This window comes from Shewanella sp. SM71, assembly GCF_025653905.1.
Classification (GTDB): Bacteria; Pseudomonadota; Gammaproteobacteria; order Enterobacterales; family Shewanellaceae; genus Shewanella; species Shewanella oncorhynchi.
In genome coordinates this window covers 56,820-76,981 of the sequence record NZ_JAKKRW010000014.1, presented here as the reverse complement: position 1 = coordinate 76,981, position 20,162 = coordinate 56,820, and the positions used below count along the sequence as shown (strand labels likewise).

Genomic DNA, 20,162 nt, shown 5'->3' with positions numbered 1-20,162 from the left:
ATGGCTTGGAACGAGCCCGGTAACAAGGGTAATGATCCTTGGGGAAATAAAGGTGGTAACGACAAAGGACCACCGGACCTTGACGAGGTTTTTCGTAATCTTTCAAAGCGCTTTGGCGGCAAAGGAAATGGCTCAGGCCAGTCTTTTAGTTCGTTTAGCCTAATCATCATTCTTGCTGTTGCTGTAGTTGTTTGGGGACTTTCGGGTTTTTATACAATTAAAGAAGCTGAGCGTGGTGTGGCACTGCGATTTGGTAAACACGCTGGCGAAATTGGCCCTGGACTTCATTGGAAAGCCACATTTATCGACCAAATTTATCCCGTCGACATTCAATCGGTTCGCTCTATTCCTGCGTCTGGTAGCATGCTGACATCCGATGAAAACGTCGTGAAAGTTGAGCTTGATGTTCAGTATCGTATTTTAGATGCTTACTCATATCTATTTAGTGCCGTCGATGCGAACGCCAGTTTGCGTGAAGCGACTGACAGTGCACTGCGTTATGTCATTGGACATAACAAGATGGATGATATTCTGACTACGGGCCGTGATGCTATTCGTCGCGATACGTGGAAAGAGTTAGAGCGCATTCTTGAACCGTACAAATTGGGTCTTGCTGTTGTTGACGTTAACTTCTTACCGGCACGTCCGCCAGAAGAAGTGAAAGACGCCTTCGATGATGCGATTTCTGCCCAAGAAGATGAACAACGTTTTATTCGTGAAGCTGAAGCTTATGCCCGTGAAATTGAACCCAAAGCTCGTGGTGAAGTTGAACGTATGGCGCAACAAGCGAATGCTTACAAAGAGCGTGAAGTCTTAGAAGCTCGCGGTAAAGTGGCTCGTTTTGAGTTGTTATTACCAGAGTATCAAGCTGCGCCTGAAGTGACTCGTAAGCGTTTGTATCTTGATACAATGCAGCAAGTGATGACAGATACGAATAAAGTGCTGATTGATGCTAAGAACAACGGCAACTTAATGTACCTACCGCTAGATAAGTTAATTCAGCAGAAGCCTGCGACAAATGAGCTGGAAGCTAAGCCACAGCAAAATGTTAATTCTTCATCTGTATCAACGACTCGCGCGAATGAGCCTTTGAGTGGACGTCCATCCCGCGATGATCGTACTCGCCAAGGGAGGGAGTAATCCATGGGTAGATTAAGCGTTATTCTTATCGCCGTGCTCTTAGGTATTGGTTTGTCATCTTTAATGGTGGTGAATGAAGGCGAGCGCGCTATTGTGGCGCGTTTCGGTGAAATTTTAAAAGACGACGTTGACGGTAAGCAAGTCACCCGCGTCTACGGTCCAGGCCTGCACATGAAAGTGCCTGTGATCGATAAAGTAAAATTACTCGATGCCCGTATTCAGACACTCGATGGTGCAGCTGATCGTTTTGTGACTTCAGAGAAGAAAGACCTTATGGTCGATTCCTATGTGAAGTGGCGCATTATGGATTTCGAAAAATATTACCTGTCTACAAACGGTGGTATTAAGTCGAATGCAGAATCGCTATTACAACGTAAGATCAACAACGATTTACGCACAGAGTTTGGTCGTCGCACTATTAGAGAGATTGTTTCTGGTAAGCGTGATGAACTGCAAAATGATGCGTTATCCAATGCCTCAGAAAGTGCAAAAGACTTAGGTATTGAAGTTGTTGATGTGCGTGTAAAGCAAATCAATCTACCGGCTAACGTCAGTAACAGTATTTACCAGCGTATGCGTGCAGAGCGTCAAGCTGTGGCAAAAGAGCATAGAGCGCAAGGTAAAGAACAGTCTGAAATTATTCGTGCAACAATAGATGCTAATGTGACGGTGAAGATTGCCGAAGCTGAACGTAAAGCCTTAACCATTCGAGGTGAAGGGGATGCGTTAGCAGCGAAGATATATTCTGATGCTTACAACAAAGATGCTGAGTTCTTCGGTTTTGTTCGTAGCTTAGAGGCTTATCGAGCCAGCTTCTCAGGCAAGTCCGATATTATGGTGTTAGAGCCTGATAGCGAGTTCTTCAAGTATATGAAGAGCACTGCACCTAAGAAGTAATGCATTAAAAGTATTGATTTAATAGGTCCTGTTACTCAGGGCCTATTTTTTTATCTGGCGATTGTTAACTTAGTTTGAAAAGTCTGGGCTAATTTATATTAGCGATGCATGCTTTATGCCGATGTCACAGACAAGAAGCTTAAAATATGATCCAAATGAATTAAAATGGGTTAATAGTTGGGTCTTTTTTAGGCTTTTTTTAAAAAACACGCAATCTCCCTAACTTACTTGCGTGTTTTCACTATGATCTGCTTCTAATTTTTAGCTATAATGAGCCCCGCTTCAAACTTCGATTTTTGACCCTAGTGATGACTAAGGGCTGAAAGTCTTTGAAATATAAAAATTCCAACACCCTCTGGGAGATAAGTGGATGAGCAATGCGCCAGTCGATACCGGACGTCGCAGATTCCTGACAGCCGCAACCGCCGTAGTAGGTGGTGCTGGTGCCGTCGCTGTAGCGGTTCCTTTCATCAAGTCATGGAATCCGAGTGCCAAAGCGAAAGCTGCAGGTGCACCGGTCGAAGTAAATATCAGTAAAGTAGAGCCAGGTCAGCTGATCCGTGTTGAGTGGCGTGGAAAACCTGTATGGGTTGTCCGTCGCACAGATGCTGTGATCAATGAACTGCCAACACATGATGATAAGTTAAGAGATCCTGCTTCTGCTGAGATGCAGCAGCCTGATTATGCAACAAATCCTTTGCGCTCAATTAAGCCAGAGTATTTTATTGCTGTCGGTATTTGTACCCACCTCGGATGTTCACCTACTTATTTGCCAGATTCATTTGGTGAGCAAGTTGAAGGTGTCACTTCTGGTTTCTTCTGTCCATGTCATGGCTCTAAGTTCGATATGGCTGGTCGCGTTTTCCAAGGCGTACCTGCTCCATTGAACCTAGTTATCCCTCCACATCAATACGTTGATGATGGCACCGTGATTATCGGTGTAGATAAAGGAGTGGCGTAATGGTTAAGAATTTAATTAATTGGATTGATGCGCGTATCCCAATGACGGCGACTTATAACCGTCACGTGGGTCAGTACGCTACGCCAACTAACTTTAACTTTTGGTATTTTTTCGGTTCGCTAGCGATGTTGGTATTGGTTAACCAATTACTGACAGGTATCTGGTTGACGATGAACTATGTACCAACAGCAGAAGGCGCATTCGCCTCTGTTGAATACATAATGCGTGATGTTGAATACGGTTGGTTGCTGCGTTATATGCACTCAACGGGTGCTTCAGCCTTCTTCGTTGTGATCTATCTGCACATGTTCCGTGGTTTAATTTACGGTTCATATCAGAAGCCTAGAGAACTACTGTGGCTGTTCGGTATGTTAATTTTCCTCGTGTTGATGGCCGAAGCCTTTATGGGTTATTTGCTGCCATGGGGTCAAATGTCATATTGGGGCGCGCAGGTAATTATCTCTCTGTTCGGTGCAATTCCAGTTATTGGTGACGACTTAACCCTGTGGATCCGTGGTGACTACGTGATCTCTGGCGCAACGCTGAACCGTTTCTTTGCGCTGCACGTGATTGCTCTGCCGCTAGTATTAGTCGTACTCGTGTTTTTACACTTAATTGCGCTGCATGAAGTGGGTTCTAACAACCCTGACGGTATCGAAATCAAGAAGAACAAAGACGAAAATGGCTGGCCAGTTGACGGTATTCCATTCCACCCATATTACACTGTAAAAGACATCATGGGCGTCGCGGGCTTCCTGATAGTGTTCTGCTATGTGTTGTTCTTTATTCCTGAAGGCGGTGGTTACTTCCTTGAAAAGCCAAACTTTGAAGCGGCTAACTCGATGAAGACTCCTGAACACATTGCACCCGTTTGGTACTTTACTCCTTTTTACGCCATTTTACGTGCTGTGCCTGATAAATTGGGTGGCGTGATAATGATGGGTCTGTCGATTGCAGTGCTGTTCGTATTGCCTTGGTTAGATCGCTGTAAAGTGAAGTCAGTTCGCTACCGTAGTACGCTACATAAGCTGAATATTGCCCAATTTGCTATATCTTTCATAGTATTGGGTTATTTAGGGGTAGTGCCTGCCACACCGACGCTGACGATAGTTGCACAGGTGTTTACTTTCACTTACTTTGGTTTCTTTGTGGCGCTGTGGGTATACAGCAAGAATGAAAAAACTAAACCTGTTCCAGCGAGGTTGACACACTAATGAAAAAATTATTGATTGCATTAGTTACCTTGTTGCCGACGTTGGCTATGGCCGCGAGCGGACATAAAATTCATTTAGAAGATGCCAATGTTGATCTGCATGATAAAGCTTCTTTAGAGCGTGGTGTGGACCTGTTCCAACATTACTGTTCTGGTTGCCACAGCACTCAGTATCAACGTTATGAACGTGTAGCGACCGATATCGGTATCTCTGCGGATGATATGCGTAATAAGTATATGTTCACCGATGCTAAAATTGGTGAGTTGATGCAAAACGCTATTCCACCTAAAGATGCTGCTAAATGGTTTGGTGCTACACCGCCAGACTTAACTTTAGTTGCTCGCGTGCGTGGTGAAGATTGGGTTTATTCCTATCTGAAAGGCTTCTATAAAGATCCAAGTCGCCCATTTGGTGTGAATAACACAGTATTCCCATCTGTTGGTATGCCACATGTACTCGAAGAGTTACAAGGCACACCAGTTAAACAAGAAGATGGCACTATTGTGGTGACTGGCGGTAAATTGAATGCGGAAGAATACGACCAAGCAGTACGTGATATCACTGGCTTCTTAGTTTATTCGGCTGAACCTGTTAAGCTAGAGCGTCAAGCTATGGGCTGGTGGGTACTCGGATTCCTATTTATATTCTTTATTGTGGCCTACCTCTTGAAGAAAGAGTATTGGAAAGATGTACACTAGGCACCAATAACGGGTAAAATGTAATATCCGCATAGTGTAAACGGGGGGCTTTGCCCCTCGTTTACTTTTGTTTTATTTCGATTCTGGAGGGTATCAATGGCTGTTGCTGCCAACAAACGCTCTATCATGACACTGTTTTCAGGTGCTGATGATCTGTATAGCCATCAAGTACGTATCGTGTTAGCTGAGAAAGGGGTTACTGTTGATGTTTTACAGGTCGACCCTAACGAAATGCCTGAGGATTTGCTCGAAGTAAATCCATATAACTCAGTGCCAACTTTGGTAGACCGTGAACTCGTTTTATACGAATCACGTATTATCATGGAATATTTGGATGAGCGTTTTCCTCATCCGCCTTTGATGCCAGTTTATCCAGTGTCTCGCGGCCAAAGCCGTTTGATGATGCATCGCATCGATACTGACTGGTATTCGCTCGTTGACCGTATCCGTAAAGGTGATCGTGTTGAAGCGGCTCGTAAAGAGTTGACTGAAAGCCTGATCGCAATTGCGCCTATCTTCGGTGAAGTGCCTTACTTCATGAGCGAAGAATTTGGTCTAGCGGATTGCTACCTTGGCCCATTGTTGTGGCGCTTACCTGTATTAGGTATTGAGCTAGATAGCCGTGTAGCTAAAGATATCAAAGCGTATATGACACGTATTTTTGAGCGTGAATCGTTTAAAGCTTCTTTAACTGAAGCCGAACGCGAAATGCGCATGGGTATGTAATGAAACCTTTGACTCCAAATCGTCCTTATTTACTAAGGGCTTACTATGATTGGTTGATGGACAACCAATTGACTCCTCACGTTGTGGTTGATGCCTTTGTTGAAGGCACTCAAGTACCGCAGCAATACGTGAAGGATGGCCAGATAGTGTTAAATATCGCTGCTGGCGCAGTGGGCAATTTGCAAATTAGCAATGAGTGTGTGGAGTTCAATGCGCGTTTTGGTGGTGTTCCTCAGCAGGTGATGTTGCCAATGGCGTCGATTGTCGCTATTTATGCCCGTGAAAACGGTGCTGGCACTGTCTTCGATATTGAAGATGCTTACCTGATGGACGATGAAGTCGATTCATCTTTATCTGTTGTTGAAACAACAGATAAAGCGTTTGAACCGACAGATGAGCCTCCTAAGCGTCGCAGTCATTTAACTGTGGTTAAATAACTGTGGTTAAATAACTGTGGTGAAATGCCCAAGTCGTTTAAAAATTAAGCCAGTCTAATGACTGGCTTTTTTGTCGCTGTATTTTAATCCCCACAATTGGTTAAACCTTAAGTACAAGGTGTGATAGCATTTGCGCCCGCATTCATCCGTTAGATATGCGTTACCTTTACCCATTTAGACCAATGGATTTTGTATGTTGCTAATGATCGATAATTACGACTCTTTCACCTTTAACTTAGTGCAGTATTTTCAGCAGCTAGGGCAAGAGATAGTGGTTAAACGTAATGATGAAATTAGCCTAGCCGACATTGAGGCGCTTGCGCCTAGTCATTTGGTGATTTCTCCAGGACCTTGTACTCCCAATGAGGCGGGGATTTCTCTTGCGGCGATTGAACATTTTGCTGCGTGCATGCCAATCTTAGGTGTCTGTTTGGGACATCAGGCGATGGCACAGGTTTTTGGTGCCAATGTAGTGCGTGCCGAACGGGTAATGCATGGCAAGGTCAGTGCCATTACGCACACTGGACAGCGGTTATTTAAGGGATTAAATCAGCCTTTAACCGTGACACGTTATCACTCGTTACTGGTTGATGCTGTGCCTGAAGGTTTTGTACTCGATGCTTGGTTTGACGATGCAATTCACGGCCGAGAAATCATGGCCATGAGCCATCAAGACTTACCACTTTATGGGGTACAATTTCATCCCGAATCAATTCTTACCGAGCAAGGTCTCGAACTGTTAGCCAATTTTTTAGCGCAACCGGCTGTGCCCGTATAATTTCCTCGCCTTAAAAACTCTCCACACTATCAATTTCTGTTACAAGATTTATCCTTCTTTTAAGCAAGTTTAGCGATTAACTATGCTATAACTGCCGCAAAACTACGCGAATAGGCGAAACCAGCAGATAAGTAGACTGGGTCATTTAGCCATTGCGATAACAATAAAAGGAAGGATAAATGAGAAGCGTAATGCGAAATTTGGGTTTTAGTGCGTTAGCGGTTGCCGTATTGGCTGGGTGCGCAGCGACATCGACTGAAACTGCAACTCCCGTAATAGCTCCGCCAGCATTCCAAGTTCCCTTAGCCCAACCGCCACAAGTTTCACAGGCGCTTACGCTTAATCAAATTATGGCAAATCCTGATTGGATGGGGATCTTTGCCAAAGAGGCTTACTGGAGCGACGATAGCCAAAGCGTGCTGTTTGCCCGCCAAGCGAGTGCTTCACCTCTGCGTAGCTATTATCAGCAAGGCATCAATGACAGTCGCGCCGTCGAGCTAGCTCTCGATAAGTTACATGCCGCAGATCAGCATTTTGGTGTGTTTGATCGCACTAAGTCCCACAAGGCTTACCTATATCAAGGCAACATTTTTGTTAAGCAATTAAGCACGGGTAAAATCAGCCAACTGACTCGCCAGCGCACCGCCATCGATGGTGTGCGTTATCTCAATAATGGCGATATTGCCTATTGGCAGGGCGACAATGTTTTCCAAATTCATCAAGATTCAGGCTTAGTCGAGCAACTTGCTGAAATTAAAATGGCGAAAGCACCAGAAGCGGTAAAAGAGCCGACGTCTTATATTGCGAAACAACAGCACAGATTGATTCAGTATGTAGCGCTGCAGCAAGAAAATGCTAAAGCTAAAGCGCAGTACCAAGATGAATTACAAAAAAACGATCCAACGCTCGCCGCCAGCACTTGGTATTTAGGCGATAGCGAAGTGGTGTCAGAGCTGAGTTTATCACCCGATGGCCGCTATATTTTAGTCGCTCTTACAGATAAAAATTACACAGGTAGCAGCGAACACGACATCATGCCTAATTACTTAGGTAGTGAAGGTTATATCGACCCAGTGCCAGTGCGCGCGCGCGTGGCTGAAGATACGCCACCAGGGCAACGTTTTGTTGTGCTTGATTTAAACCAACATAAAAAAGTCGATATCACAATCGAGGGCCTTACTGGTTTTGATGAGGATGTGCTAGCCAAAGTGAAAGCTGAAAATGCTAAAGCAAAAGGTGAAACTTATCAAAGCACTAAATCGCCACGTAAAATTCAGTTGATGCAGGATTGGGGCTGGACTCAGAGTGCGATTCAATGGCATGAGTCGGAAAATAAATTAGCCCTGATGCTAGAAGCAACTGATAACAAAGATCGCTGGATCGCCAGTGTCGATCTTGCTAAGGGTAAATTCATTACCGAACATCGTTTGCATGATGATGCATGGGTGAATTACGACTACAACCAATTCGGTTGGTTACCGGATACGGATACCTTGTATTACTTGTCAGAAGAGTCCGGTTATTCGCAGCTTTATATTAAAGCTCAAGGCGAAAAGCCGCGTGCGTTAACCCAAGGCAAGTTTGTGGTGAGTGATATTACGCTGTCACCGGATGCCAATTACATCTATTACAAAGCGAACCAGAGTCACCCCGGCATTTATAACGTTCACCGCGTGAATCTTGCCACAGGTAAAAATGAGCAACTAACCCAGTGGGATGGCAACTTAGATTACAGCTTAAGCCCCGATGGCACTCAGCTATTACTCAATGCTTCGCGCCGCACACAGCCTAATGAGCTTTATGTTCAACCCATTGGCGGCGAGTTAAAGCAGCTGACGTCTTATACCAGTGATGCCTTCAAAAATTACCCATGGCAAGCGCCAGAAGTGGTAGCAGTACCTTCAAATCATGGTGCTGGCAATGTGTACGCTCGAGTTTATCTGCCGCAAGGCTATGATAAGTCCCGCGCTGAGAAATACCCTGCGGTGATTTTCAACCACGGCGCAGGTTATCTGCAAAATGCTGACTATGGCTTTAGCGGTTACTTCCGCGAGTTTATGTTCCACAACCTGCTGACTCAACAAGGTTATGTTGTGATGGACATGGATTACCGTGGCTCTAAAGGTTACGGCCGAGATTGGCGCACCGCTATTTATCGCAATATGGGTCATCCAGAAGTGGAAGACTTAAAGGATGGCGTGACGTGGATGGCGACTCATACCCATGTCGATACTAAGCGTGTCGGGACTTATGGTGGCTCTTACGGTGGGTTCTTAACCTTCATGTCTTTGTTTACCGCGCCAGACTTGTTCCAAGCTGGAGCTGCATTGCGTCCTGTGGCGGACTGGGCACATTATAATGCGCCTTATACCTCTAATATCTTAAATACGCCTGATGTCGATCCTATCGCCTATGAGCGCAGCTCTCCTATTGAGCATGCCCAAGGATTAACGAAACCACTGCTTATCATGAGTGGCGTAATGGACGACAACGTTTTCTTCCAAGACAGTGTGCGTATGGTACAGCGCCTCATTGAACTGGAAAAACCAACCTTTGAAATGGCGATTTATCCTGTTGAGCCCCATGGTTTCCGTCAACCTTCTAGCTGGTTAGATGAATACCGCCGCATCTATAAGTTATTTGAACAAGAACTCAAATAATTCAGTTCGATTTCTTTTAAAGGTCTCCTAGTCGAGGCCTTTTTATTGGGTAACTGACTAGGAAATATCCGATATAACTCTTTGTTTGCGTTCTGCGACTTTGCATTATTGCTAAGATTAAGTGTATGTGCTGAAATTGTAATGATTTTGAGAGTTTGATTGTGTTGACGTCACTCGGGCATTAGCGATATAGGAAAGATTTATAGTGGCGATTTCGGTTGCGGGCGGTGTAAGACCCGGCAAAATTATAGAGATAGAACATAGACTCTATCAACAATTGATCCTCGGAAAGCAAAAAGCGAGCCCGACTCTTTTGGATGAACTCGACCTTGAATTAGAGGCCGATGCAAATAAGTTAGATGTTGAACGCGAAGCCATTTTGGTGCGTTTGATGAAACAAATTAAAGCTAAAGAAGTGTTTGAAGCCGTATCGAGCCAGTTGCATGAAACTGTCATTAACGCCATCGAGCATCAACTCGCGTCCCCTGAATCTGTTCTGGCTAAGTCAGATATCAATGAGTCGCAAATCCTCTTGCTGGAATTATTGCTGGCAAAAAATCTCGATGCAACGCGATTAAGGCCACTGATCAGTAACTTAAGTTGGTTGTGCCGCGACTTAACCAACATGGTCAACAGCCCATCTTTTCGCGCTCGCCGGTCTCAGAGCTCAGATGTGCGGGTCACTGATATCAAATTAGTGATGAATTACATCGGTATCGAAAACCTTCGCACTATTATTCCTTACTTTTGTTTGCGAAATTGGCTTCCTAGTGGCAATGCTAAGTTGTTATGGACTACCCGTAAATTATGGCGCTACAGCATAGTCAGTGGCATAGCGGCAAATGCTTTAGCTCAGCTTCATAATACTGACTCAGCCTTGGTTTATAGTAGTGCCTTACTTAATCAGTTAGGCACATCCGTTGTATTGAGTTTAAGTGCCCGTTTATTCGACCAAACATGGGGATCTTGGATAAGAGAAGCCAGTAGCAGCCGTGATAAGGAAGTGTATGATGCGGTGATTGCCACTGAGTTTCCTGCTAAGGCCGTGTTTGAACAAGTGTTAAACCATGGTCTTAAACTTAATTGGCAATTATTAGAGTTACTTAAGTTTGAAGCGAGTCCCTTAACTCGGTTGTTAAAGGAGTTAGACCAAACCTTAAGCTATCGAGAATTGTCGCCTCAGTCGGCATTAGTCGCGCGGGCAAACTGTTATGCTAAGGTGGTATTGCTCGAAGAAATGCGTCAAATCGATCCCCAAGAAAAGCGCTTAATGTTTGATTATTATGAGTTAAATGAGCAAGAAGTACTGCGCTTAAAAGCACAAAACTATAGGAAGTTAGATCTGCTGTAATCCTCGGTCTGCTACGTAGCGCCATGATTGCGGCGTTTAAGTAGAGGAATGGATATGCCAAGCTGGCAAGCATCTGTACTAAATACCATTTTATCCTATGTCGCTAGGCCATCCATCAGTCGTGGACAGGCAAAAATGCCCTTAGCGCAAGTGCGTGAAAAGTTGCTTGAGCTTGATAGACGTTGGCTCCCTTGGCCGGATAAGTTAGTCAGCGCTACCATCCCCTTACAACACTCAAACTTGTTACATTATGTGCTTCTGAACGAACCTCCTCGCCTTGGAAATCTGTTTTATATCCGTGGCGGAGGCTTCTGTTTTAAAACGCCCCATGCCCATGCAAGACTGGTCGCAGATATCTGCCAGCGTTGTCAATTAGATGCTTATATTCCGGATTATCGTCTCGCACCAGAGTATCCTTTCCCCGCGCCATTTGATGATGTACTTGAAGCCTATAGGCGGTTAATTGAGCTGAAAGGCACGGAGAATTTGATCCTCATGGGTGACTCGGCGGGCGGCAATTTAGCACTGAGTTTGTTGCTGGAATTAAAACGTTTAGCCCTGCCTTTACCGACCGCCTGTATCTTGCTATCGCCCGCGTTAGACTTAGCGCTTACGGGGGATACTGAGTTGATACTCGCAGCCGACGATCCCTTCTTTACCATAGAGGCATTGCTGCGCTTACGTGGCGCTTATCTTGCGGGGGCCGATCCTATGTCTGCAAAAGTTTCCCCCTTACAGGGAAACTTGGCAGACCTGCCGCCTATCTTAGTGATTGCGGGTACGCGGGAGTTATTATTACAGGATTCTGAACGTTTAGTCGCCCAAATAAAAGCCTGTGGTGGTGAGATAACGGGCTGCTTTTACCCTAACATGCCCCATGTGTTTCCTTTGTTCAATTTATTGCCCGAAGCCCTTGAAGTGAGGTCGAAAATTGGCCATTTTGTGCTTTCACATTTGATTCGTTAAAATGGTGTAGTTATTCACATTCAGTGAATAGCTAGCAAAATGAGGGGGAAATAACTTTTTTTCTGACTAATTATGCTGCAAGCCACGGGCTTAACCGCTTGTATAGTTCTTAAACTGCAATCTTTATGCACTTTGGGTGGAAGTGCGTGGATTGATGTTTGTGAAAAACTGGTATTTTGATCACATTTTCGCTAATAATGGTTATTAATAGACACAAGCAATCCCAGTATCACTAACTCTAGATAAAGATACCTATGGGACTCTGACGGTGCAAGGCGCCGTTACACAAACACAAAGGACGAAGAAGAATGAGCGTTGATATGAAGTTGGACCGTGCCCAGTTTGACGCAGTGATGGTGCCTAATTATGCGCCTGCTGCCGTGATCCCTGTTCGTGGCGAAGGAAGCCGAGTTTGGGACCAAGAGGGCAACGAGTTTATCGATTTTGCTGGCGGTATTGCGGTAAATTGCTTAGGTCACTGTCATCCAGCCCTTGTGAATGCCCTTAAGACACAAGGTGAAAAATTATGGCATCTGTCAAACGTAATGACGAATGAGCCAGCCTTAGCATTAGCGACTAAATTAGTTAATAGCACGTTTGCCGACAAAGTGTATTTTGCCAACTCTGGCGCCGAAGCCAACGAAGCCGCATTAAAACTTGCCCGTCGTTATGCCTTAGAAAAACATGGCGTTGAGAAAGATGAAATCATAGCGTTCGATAAAGCTTTCCACGGCCGTACATTCTTCACCGTCAGTGTCGGTGGACAAGCTGCCTATTCCGATGGCTTTGGTCCTAAGCCGCAGAGCATTACTCACCTGCCATTTAACGATGTTGCCGCCTTAGAAGCCGCAGTAACCGATAAGACTTGCGCCATCATGCTTGAGCCGCTGCAAGGCGAGGGCGGTATTATTGATGCCGATCCTGCATTCCTAAAAGCCGTGCGTGAATTGGCTAATAAGCACAATGCACTAGTGATTTTTGATGAAGTCCAAACAGGTGTGGGCCGTACTGGTGAACTGTACGCTTACATGGGTACTGAAATCGTGCCTGACATCTTAACCACAGCTAAAGCGCTCGGTGGTGGTTTCCCTATCGCAGCTATGCTGACAACGGCTGAGATTGCCGAGCATTTAAAAGTGGGCACTCACGGTTCTACCTACGGTGGTAACCCATTAGCCTGCGCTATCGGTAATGCTGTGTTAGATGTAGTGAACACACCTGAAGTGTTAGATGGCGTAAAACATCGCGAGCAGTTATTGCGTGATGGTTTGAACAAAATCAATGAAAAATATCATGTTTTTTCAGAAGTACGCGGTAAAGGTTTACTCTTAGGGGCCGTTCTTAATGAACAATACCAAGGTCGTTCACGCGACTTTTTGGTGGCCTCTGTCGCTGAAGGCTTAATGAGCCTGATGGCGGGTGCTAACGTGGTGCGTTTTGCTCCTTCTCTGGTGATCCCTGAGGCTGATATTGCTGAAGGTCTAGCTCGTTTTGAACGTGCTGTGGCGAGCATAGCTGCCGCCTAAATGACCAAAGGAGTGCTGAATTTATTCGCACTCCTTTTTTGTCAGGGAATACTTACCTGCATCACTACCTGTCTTTTTGAAGAGAGGTGCCTTGATGCACGGTAAGCCAAAGTGAGGAGACACTAAGATGTTAATCATACGTCCTATTCAGGCTGGCGATTTTGAGGCCTTATATCAAATTGCCGAAGAGTCTGGTCATGGTTTTACGTCATTACCTGTGAATGCGGATCTGCTCAGACATAAAATTGCTCGAGCAGAAGCCTCATTCGTCAAAGCCGTAGAGACTCCCTTCGATGAAGGTTATCTGATGGTGTTGGAAGATACCGACAGCCGTGAAGTGGTGGGAACGTGCGCCATCGAAGCGGCGGTGGGAATGGAAGATGCGTTCTACCATTATCGACTCGGTACCGAAGTCTATCATTCCGAACAAATTGATGTGCGTAACGAGGTCGAAACACTCACCCTTTGCCATGACTACACTGGTGCTGCTGAGATGTGTACGCTGTTTTTGCGTGAAGCGTATCGCAAGGGCAACAATGGCCGCATGTTATCCCGCAGTCGCTTTCTGTTTTTAGCGCAACATGCGAAGCGTTTTGGTGAAACTGTGATTGCCGAAATGCGCGGTGTGAGCGATGCCGATGGTCATTCACCTTTCTATGGCTGGCTGCAAAAACACTTTTTAGGCATAGATTTTATTCAGGCAGATTATCTTTCTGGTTTGGGCAAAAAGGCATTTATGGCCGAAATGATGCCACGAAATCCTGTCTACGTTTGTCTGTTGCCGGAAGAAGCGCAGAAAGTGATTGGCGAAGTGCATACCAATACCCGTCCCGCATTAAGTTTGCTGCAGGCCGAAGGTTTTAGATGCCGCGGTTACGTGGATATTTTTGATGGTGGTCCAACGGTAGAGTGTCGTTTATCGGACATTCGCGGCGTGCGTGAAAGTCGTTTATTGACCGTCGATATTGGTGACATGGTCGAAGCCGACACTCAATTTATTATCTCAAATACCCAATTAGCCAATTACCGAGCGACGTCTGCTGCATTGGCCGTGGACGACAAATCCGAACATATCATCATTAGCCCTGAGTTGGCGGCGGGTTTGCTACTCGCAAAAGGCGATCAAATCCGTATTTTGGCAATGTAGGAATAACCAATGACACATTATATTCAAGGCCAGTGGCATGCTGGTAAAGGTCATGACGTGACCTCAATTAACCCTGCCAATGCACAATCTATTTGGACCGGTAAAACGGCCACTGCAGAACAAGTTAATGCCGCCGTTGATGCCGCGCGCGCCGCACAGTTTGATTGGTTTATGTTAGGTTTCGATGCACGTTTAGCCATAGTTGAAGCGTATCGCACCCAACTTGAAGCCAATAAAGCGGAACTGGCAGAAACGATTGCCCAAGAAACCGGTAAACCTCAGTGGGAAACCGCGACCGAAGTCGGCGCCATGATAGGCAAAATTGCTTTATCGGCCGCGGCTTACAATAAACGTACGGGCACAGAAGCCAATGATACGCCAGCAGGACGTGCGGTTATCCGCCATAAGCCCCACGGTGTTGTGGCGGTGTTCGGTCCTTACAACTTCCCTGGTCATTTGCCGAACGGCCACATAGTCCCTGCGCTGCTGGCTGGGAATACCGTGATTTTCAAACCTTCAGAGCTCACGCCTAAAGTCGCCGAGTTGATGGTCAGCCTATGGGATAAAGCGGGTCTGCCAGCTGGCGTACTTAACTTAGTCCAAGGTGAGGTTGATACGGGTAAAGCACTGGCTTCTCACCCGCAGCTCGATGGTCTGTTCTTTACCGGCAGCTCACGCACAGGTCATTTTTTACATCAACAATATGCCGGTCATCCAGGCAAGATTTTAGCACTTGAGATGGGGGGTAATAACCCACTGATCATCAAAGGTGTGCAGGATATCAAAGCCGCAGTGCACGATATTTTGCAGTCGGCTTATATTTCATCTGGCCAACGTTGCACTTGTGCGCGCCGTTTATATGTCGAGCAAGGCGAGCAGGGCGATGCGCTGATTGCCATGTTAGTCGATGCGGTTAAACAGATTAAAGTCGGTCCTTGGAATGCGCAGCCACAACCTTTTATGGGCTCAATGATTTCTGAAACTGCCGCCAAAGGTATGGTTGCGGCGCAGGCGAATCTGCTGAGCTTAGGCGGCGTGTCTTTGGTCGAGTTGACCCATCTAGAAGCGGGTACAGGCTTAGTGTCTCCTGGCCTTATCGATGTGACAGCGATCGATGCATTGCCGGATGAAGAATACTTTGGACCTCTACTGCAGCTGGTGCGTTACAGTGATTTCGATCAAGCGATCAAATTGGCTAACCAAACGCGTTACGGCTTGTCTGCGGGATTACTTGCCGATAGCCGTGAAGATTATGACTATTTCCTCGCGCGTATTCGTGCTGGCATTGTTAACTGGAACAAACAAATCACTGGCGCATCTGGCGCGGCACCTTTTGGTGGCGTAGGGGCTTCGGGTAACCACAGAGCGAGTGCTTTCTATGCCGCCGATTACTGTGCTTATCCGGTCGCTTCGGTCGAGGCTGATGCCGTGAGTTTACCCGCGACATTAAGCCCAGGTTTGAGCTTGTAAGCGGGTAGAGATTTGACTTTTATGCGGTAAAGAATATGTGGGAAAGAGGAGGAAGGACTAATGTTCTTCCTTTTTAATAACAAGCAGTAACGTTACTTAAGTTTCTACTGTGGGTATGTGTGACGCTGCAACAGTGGCATTTAGGTCGTTACATTTAGTGTTTGCGGCAAAATAACAGCAATAACCGCAGCACAATAAAAGGAGTTTTTATGCATACCGACATCAACGCGTTATTTGCCGCCCTGTGGCAAGACTATATTCAAATGACCCCTTCTGCGGCAAAAGTGCACGCGTTGTTGGGTCATGGTAAGCCGATCATCAACGACCATATTGCCCTGCGTACTTTCAATATCGCTAAGGTGAATTTGGATGTACTCGCTAAGCATTTCACTTCGTTAGGTTATGTACCTTGCGGTGATTATAAGTTTGAACAGAAAAAACTGATCGCTAAGCATTTTGAACATCCAGACTCGACTCAGCCTAAAGTTTTTATCTCTGAGCTGTTGGTTGAAGAGTTTAGCCCTGCGCTGCAAAAAACTATTCAAGGCTTAATTGCTCAAGTGGACGCTGCAGCGACTACCGTTGACAACTTTATTTACTCAGGCCGTCATTGGTCTTTAGATGCTAAAACCTATCAGGACTTATTAACTGAGAGTGAATATGCAGCTTGGGTAGCGGCTTTTGGTTATCGCGCTAACCATTTCACTGTGTCTATCAATCACCTCGACGGTTTTGAGACTTTAGAGTCAGTGAATGAAGCACTGAAGCAAGCGGGCTTTGTGCTCAATAGTTCAGGTGGTGAGATCAAAGGTTCGCCAGAAGTATTATTAGAACAATCGTCGACTATGGCCGATAAGATTGGTGTTGAATTTACTGACACGACAGTGGAAATCCCAAGCTGTTTCTATGAGTTTGCGCTACGTTATCCTATGGCTAATGGCGAGCTCTACACCGGCTTTGTGGCGGCGTCTGCCGACAAGATTTTTGAAAGCACCAATGTGAATAAAGCCTAACGTCCTCAAATTGCTTTCTGCATAAAAAAACGCCATCAATTCGATGGCGGTTTTTATGGATATTTCAAACAAGGTATTTAATACGATTGGCATAACCTGGGGCTAGCTAAAGGTCAGCTCGATCCTCAATCCACCTAAGCGAGTGCTGTGATTAAACTGCAGCTCAATCTCGTATTGCTCGGCAATTTCTTTCACTATTGATAATCCTAAACCGTGACCCATCACAGACTCATCAAGCCTTGTTCCTCTTTGTGTGAGCTTATCTAGCTCATCATCAGCAACCCCTGGACCATCATCATCAATACAAAGGCAGAGACGCTCTTGTTGACGCGATAGTTGAATGCTGACTCGGCTCTGGGCCCATTTAAAGGCGTTGTCTAGCAGGTTGCCTAAGAGCTCCATGCCATCTTCCCTGTGAATAGGCAGTCTGAGAATATTGGGATCGAGTTCGAAATCACATTCAATGGACTTGTTGCGGTGAACCTTATTTAGCGTGTTGGCTAGGCTATGTAAATCCCTAGGGATTACCAATTGCGCTGCGGGGAGCATGTCGCCAGTGATCCTCGCGGCAGCCAGTTTACGCTCGACCATCTTGTGAATCGAATCAAGTTGCTGCTGCAGGGCAATGGCAGTTTCAGGATCTTTGAGGCCAAGGGCTTCAACCTGTTGCTGCATCACGGCAAGTGGCGTTTTGAGCCCATGGCTCAAATTACCTAAGTTATTGCGGCTACGTTCAATTTGCTTGGCAGTATACTCAAGTAGTTCATTATAGGTTTTTGCTAATGGTTGTACTTCGGGGGGAATATTATTGAGCTCCAGCGCGTTAATTTCCCCTTGTCTTAGCCGAGAAAGTGCGTGCTGTATGTGCTTAACTGGCTTAAAGGATTGACGTAGGATCAAGAATATCCCCGCGATCATAGCAACTAACATCGCCAGATTGACACCAAGCTTAGTGCCATAAACCTCGCTAAACACACGTCTACCGATACTCAAATCTTGCGCAACGGTTAAGGTGGCGCTGACATTGGCACTGCTGGAATTTAATCCCAGTGATAACAACTGCATATCGTTATTTTTTGGTCCTTTAGCTTGCCAGACGCGGGTTTGATTCGGTGCCAGTGGCTCGATATCTAACTGCATATCCCACAGGGAGCGTGAGCGAATCACTTCATTTGGCAGGTTAAGCTGAAAATAACGGCCTGAATAGGCGGGCTTGTAGAAACTGGAAAGCTGGCTTTGATCTATGCTGATCTCCCCATCGTGGATATGGGTTGCCAGCATGATATGTTCGAGATCTTCTTCTAAGCGATTGATAATAGAGTCGTGGAAGGCCTGACGTAGCATGGACTCAAACAGTATCAGTCCAATTACAGTACCTAACACGAGTAAGCCAGTTAACCATAAACTGAGCTTAGTGCGGATCGAGATCATTCAATAATGCCGTGGAAGATGTAACCTTGGCCGCGACGGGTTTCGATCGTGGTTTTACCCAGTTTCTTGCGTAGATGGGTGACATAAACCTCGACCACATTGCTCTCTTTTTCATCGTCAAACTGATAGAGCTTATCGGTTAGCTGCGTCTTAGATAGCAGCTTCTTAGGTGACATGAGGAAGATTTTTAACAGCCTGAATTCCATTGCTGTGAGTTCATATAGTTGCTCGGCCACTTTTACCGTTTGTTCTGCTTCATCTAAAACCACGCCACCATAACTCAATTGTTTACTTGAGGTGTTTAGACGACCATGTGCACGGTGGATTAAAGCTTGGATTCGGGCCAATAATTCCTGTGCGTGGAAAGGTTTACCTAAGTAATCGTCGGCGCCAGCATTAAAACCTTCTACTTTTTCATGCCATTGGCTGCGGGCAGTCAGCATGATAACTGGAGTGCTGATCCCTTGATTTCGCCAGCCTTCGAGCAGTTCGAGGCCGTTGCCATCGGGCAAACCTATGTCTAAGATTACGCAATCGTATTGGGTTTCTTTGATCAGATAATCGGCTTCAAGCGCTTTGTCTGTAATATCGGTTACATAGCCAGCGAGTTTGAGTTGTTTCTCCAGCTCGGTGACTAGCATTGGGTTATCTTCAACGAGTAACAGTTTCATGTTTTCGACATTCGCTCGGTAGTGCTATTGATTGATCGGCTTGACCATTTGTTGCATCAATACTGAGATTAACGATTTGGCCACGCTGAACTTTGATTTGCAAATCATAGCGCCATTTATGATCTTCTTGATAGAGATGAGCATCAATTAGTTCACCTTGGCAAAATTGGTTCACTACGGCGAGTGTACCGTTTAAGGACAATATTTGCCCAGAGTTAACTAACGCCTTGGCTTGATAATGTTCTAATTCAATAGGTTCGGCATGCAAGATTATTGGATGCACCAGCGTGAATAGGCTGAAAAAACAGATTAAAAACAGCCGTTTCATTTGAGCTCCCCAATAAAAAATGGCCTAGAATTTATTCTAGGCCACTTTAATAAGGCAGGCTTAAATCAAGCTGAAGACTAACTTAACGGGTACCGTATACCACGATTGTCTTACCATGAGCTTGGATCAAATTCTGTTCTTCTAACATCTTCAAGATACGACCCACAGTTTCCCGTGAACAGCCAACGATTTGGCCTATCTCTTGACGAGTGATCTTAATCTGCATGCCATCAGGGTGTGTCATAGCATCAGGTTGTTTAGCCAGATGTAATAGAGTTTGAGCAATACGGCCTGCAACGTCTAAGAATGCAAGGTTACCCACTTTCTGGCTGGTACTTTGTAGGCGATAGGCCATTTGTGCAGACAGCTTCATCAGAATTTCAGGGTTAACTTGAATTAACTGTCTGAATTTCTTATATGAAATTTCAGCGATTTCACAAGCTTGCTTAGCACGAACCCAAGCGGTACGTTCGGCTTGTTCTTCAAACAAACCTAGTTCACCGATAAAGTCACCTTGATTCAGATAAGAAAGGATCATCTCCTTACCTTCTTCATCTTTAATCAATACCGCTACAGAACCTTTTACTATGTAATAAAGGGTATCTGAGTCTTCACCAGCATGGATAAGAGTGCTCTTTGCAGGGTACTTATGAATGTGACAGTGTGATAAAAACCATTCCAAAGTTGGATCAGGTTTTGGCTTACCAATCAGAGCCATGTTGGTGTTCCTCGATTGATTAAAACGAAA

The 20,162-nt window shown here is 45.5% G+C and carries 19 protein-coding genes; 15 read left to right on the top strand and 4 right to left on the bottom strand.

Annotated elements, in window-relative coordinates:
• From hflK to L5L97_RS14520, 15 genes are all read left to right on the top strand, one after another.
• Positions 1-1,140 (top strand): FtsH protease activity modulator HflK, encoded by a 1,140-nt coding sequence (gene hflK / locus L5L97_RS14590; protein WP_028761770.1) that lies wholly within the window; start codon positions 1-3, stop codon positions 1,138-1,140.
• 3 nt (positions 1,141-1,143) lie between these two features.
• Positions 1,144-2,037 (top strand): protease modulator HflC, encoded by an 894-nt coding sequence (gene hflC / locus L5L97_RS14585; protein ID WP_113939145.1) that lies wholly within the window; start codon positions 1,144-1,146, stop codon positions 2,035-2,037.
• Positions 2,038-2,407: 370 nt separating this feature from the next.
• A complete protein-coding gene (gene petA, locus L5L97_RS14580; protein ID WP_006080059.1) occupies positions 2,408-2,998 on the top strand; it encodes a ubiquinol-cytochrome c reductase iron-sulfur subunit in 591 nt (196 codons plus the stop codon).
• The gene (locus L5L97_RS14575) at positions 2,998-4,212 is read left to right on the top strand and encodes a cytochrome b (RefSeq protein ID WP_105250274.1); all 1,215 of its coding nucleotides are present in this window, start codon (positions 2,998-3,000) and stop codon (positions 4,210-4,212) included. The genes petA and L5L97_RS14575 overlap by 1 nt, the downstream gene beginning before the upstream one ends.
• Positions 4,212-4,910, top strand: a complete 699-nt coding sequence (locus L5L97_RS14570) for a cytochrome c1 (protein ID WP_105250273.1) — start codon at positions 4,212-4,214, stop codon at positions 4,908-4,910. Before L5L97_RS14575 ends, L5L97_RS14570 begins: the two co-directional genes overlap by 1 nt.
• A 96-nt stretch (positions 4,911-5,006) precedes the next feature.
• Positions 5,007-5,636 (top strand): stringent starvation protein SspA, encoded by a 630-nt coding sequence (gene sspA, locus L5L97_RS14565; RefSeq protein WP_006080065.1) that lies wholly within the window; start codon positions 5,007-5,009, stop codon positions 5,634-5,636.
• Entirely contained in the window at positions 5,636-6,073 is a 438-nt protein-coding gene (locus L5L97_RS14560) for a ClpXP protease specificity-enhancing factor (protein WP_105250272.1), read from the top strand. The genes sspA and L5L97_RS14560 overlap by 1 nt, the downstream gene beginning before the upstream one ends.
• A 193-nt stretch (positions 6,074-6,266) precedes the next feature.
• Positions 6,267-6,851, top strand: coding sequence for an anthranilate synthase component II (locus tag L5L97_RS14555; RefSeq protein WP_263182535.1), 585 nt, complete (start codon positions 6,267-6,269; stop codon positions 6,849-6,851).
• A gap of 179 nt (positions 6,852-7,030) precedes the next feature.
• Positions 7,031-9,511 carry a prolyl oligopeptidase family serine peptidase gene (locus L5L97_RS14550; protein ID WP_263182534.1) on the top strand — a complete coding sequence of 827 codons (2,481 nt, stop codon included), beginning with the start codon at positions 7,031-7,033 and terminating at the stop codon, positions 9,509-9,511.
• A 205-nt stretch (positions 9,512-9,716) separates the two neighbouring features.
• On the top strand, positions 9,717-10,862 hold the full coding sequence (locus L5L97_RS14545; RefSeq protein WP_173496274.1) for an HDOD domain-containing protein: 1,146 nt from the start codon (positions 9,717-9,719) through the stop codon (positions 10,860-10,862).
• Between the two features lie 54 nt (positions 10,863-10,916).
• The gene (locus L5L97_RS14540; protein ID WP_173496275.1) at positions 10,917-11,828 is read left to right on the top strand and encodes an alpha/beta hydrolase; all 912 of its coding nucleotides are present in this window, start codon (positions 10,917-10,919) and stop codon (positions 11,826-11,828) included.
• A 308-nt stretch (positions 11,829-12,136) separates the two neighbouring features.
• Entirely contained in the window at positions 12,137-13,354 is a 1,218-nt protein-coding gene (locus L5L97_RS14535) for an aspartate aminotransferase family protein (protein WP_105250267.1), read from the top strand.
• Between the two features lie 127 nt (positions 13,355-13,481).
• On the top strand, positions 13,482-14,501 hold the full coding sequence (astA, locus tag L5L97_RS14530) for an arginine N-succinyltransferase (RefSeq protein ID WP_263182529.1): 1,020 nt from the start codon (positions 13,482-13,484) through the stop codon (positions 14,499-14,501).
• 9 nt (positions 14,502-14,510) lie between these two features.
• Positions 14,511-15,971, top strand: coding sequence for a succinylglutamate-semialdehyde dehydrogenase (gene astD / locus L5L97_RS14525; protein WP_263182527.1), 1,461 nt, complete (start codon positions 14,511-14,513; stop codon positions 15,969-15,971).
• A gap of 209 nt (positions 15,972-16,180) precedes the next feature.
• Positions 16,181-16,984 carry a DUF1338 domain-containing protein gene (locus L5L97_RS14520; RefSeq protein ID WP_168827668.1) on the top strand — a complete coding sequence of 268 codons (804 nt, stop codon included), beginning with the start codon at positions 16,181-16,183 and terminating at the stop codon, positions 16,982-16,984.
• Positions 16,985-17,086: 102 nt separating this feature from the next.
• On the opposite strand, the gene L5L97_RS14515 is transcribed toward L5L97_RS14520, so the two are convergent.
• The 4 genes from L5L97_RS14515 to crp form a co-directional block, all read right to left on the bottom strand.
• Positions 17,087-18,415, bottom strand: a complete 1,329-nt coding sequence (locus L5L97_RS14515; RefSeq protein ID WP_131523982.1) for an ATP-binding protein — start codon at positions 18,413-18,415, stop codon at positions 17,087-17,089.
• Entirely contained in the window at positions 18,412-19,086 is a 675-nt protein-coding gene (locus L5L97_RS14510; protein ID WP_131523983.1) for a response regulator transcription factor, read from the bottom strand. The genes L5L97_RS14515 and L5L97_RS14510 overlap by 4 nt, the downstream gene beginning before the upstream one ends.
• Positions 19,067-19,414, bottom strand: coding sequence for a PepSY domain-containing protein (locus tag L5L97_RS14505; RefSeq protein WP_105250261.1), 348 nt, complete (start codon positions 19,412-19,414; stop codon positions 19,067-19,069). The genes L5L97_RS14510 and L5L97_RS14505 overlap by 20 nt, the downstream gene beginning before the upstream one ends.
• Positions 19,415-19,496: 82 nt before the next feature.
• Positions 19,497-20,132, bottom strand: coding sequence for a cAMP-activated global transcriptional regulator CRP (gene crp / locus L5L97_RS14500; protein WP_006080082.1), 636 nt, complete (start codon positions 20,130-20,132; stop codon positions 19,497-19,499).
• Positions 20,133-20,162: the final 30 nt, after the last annotated feature.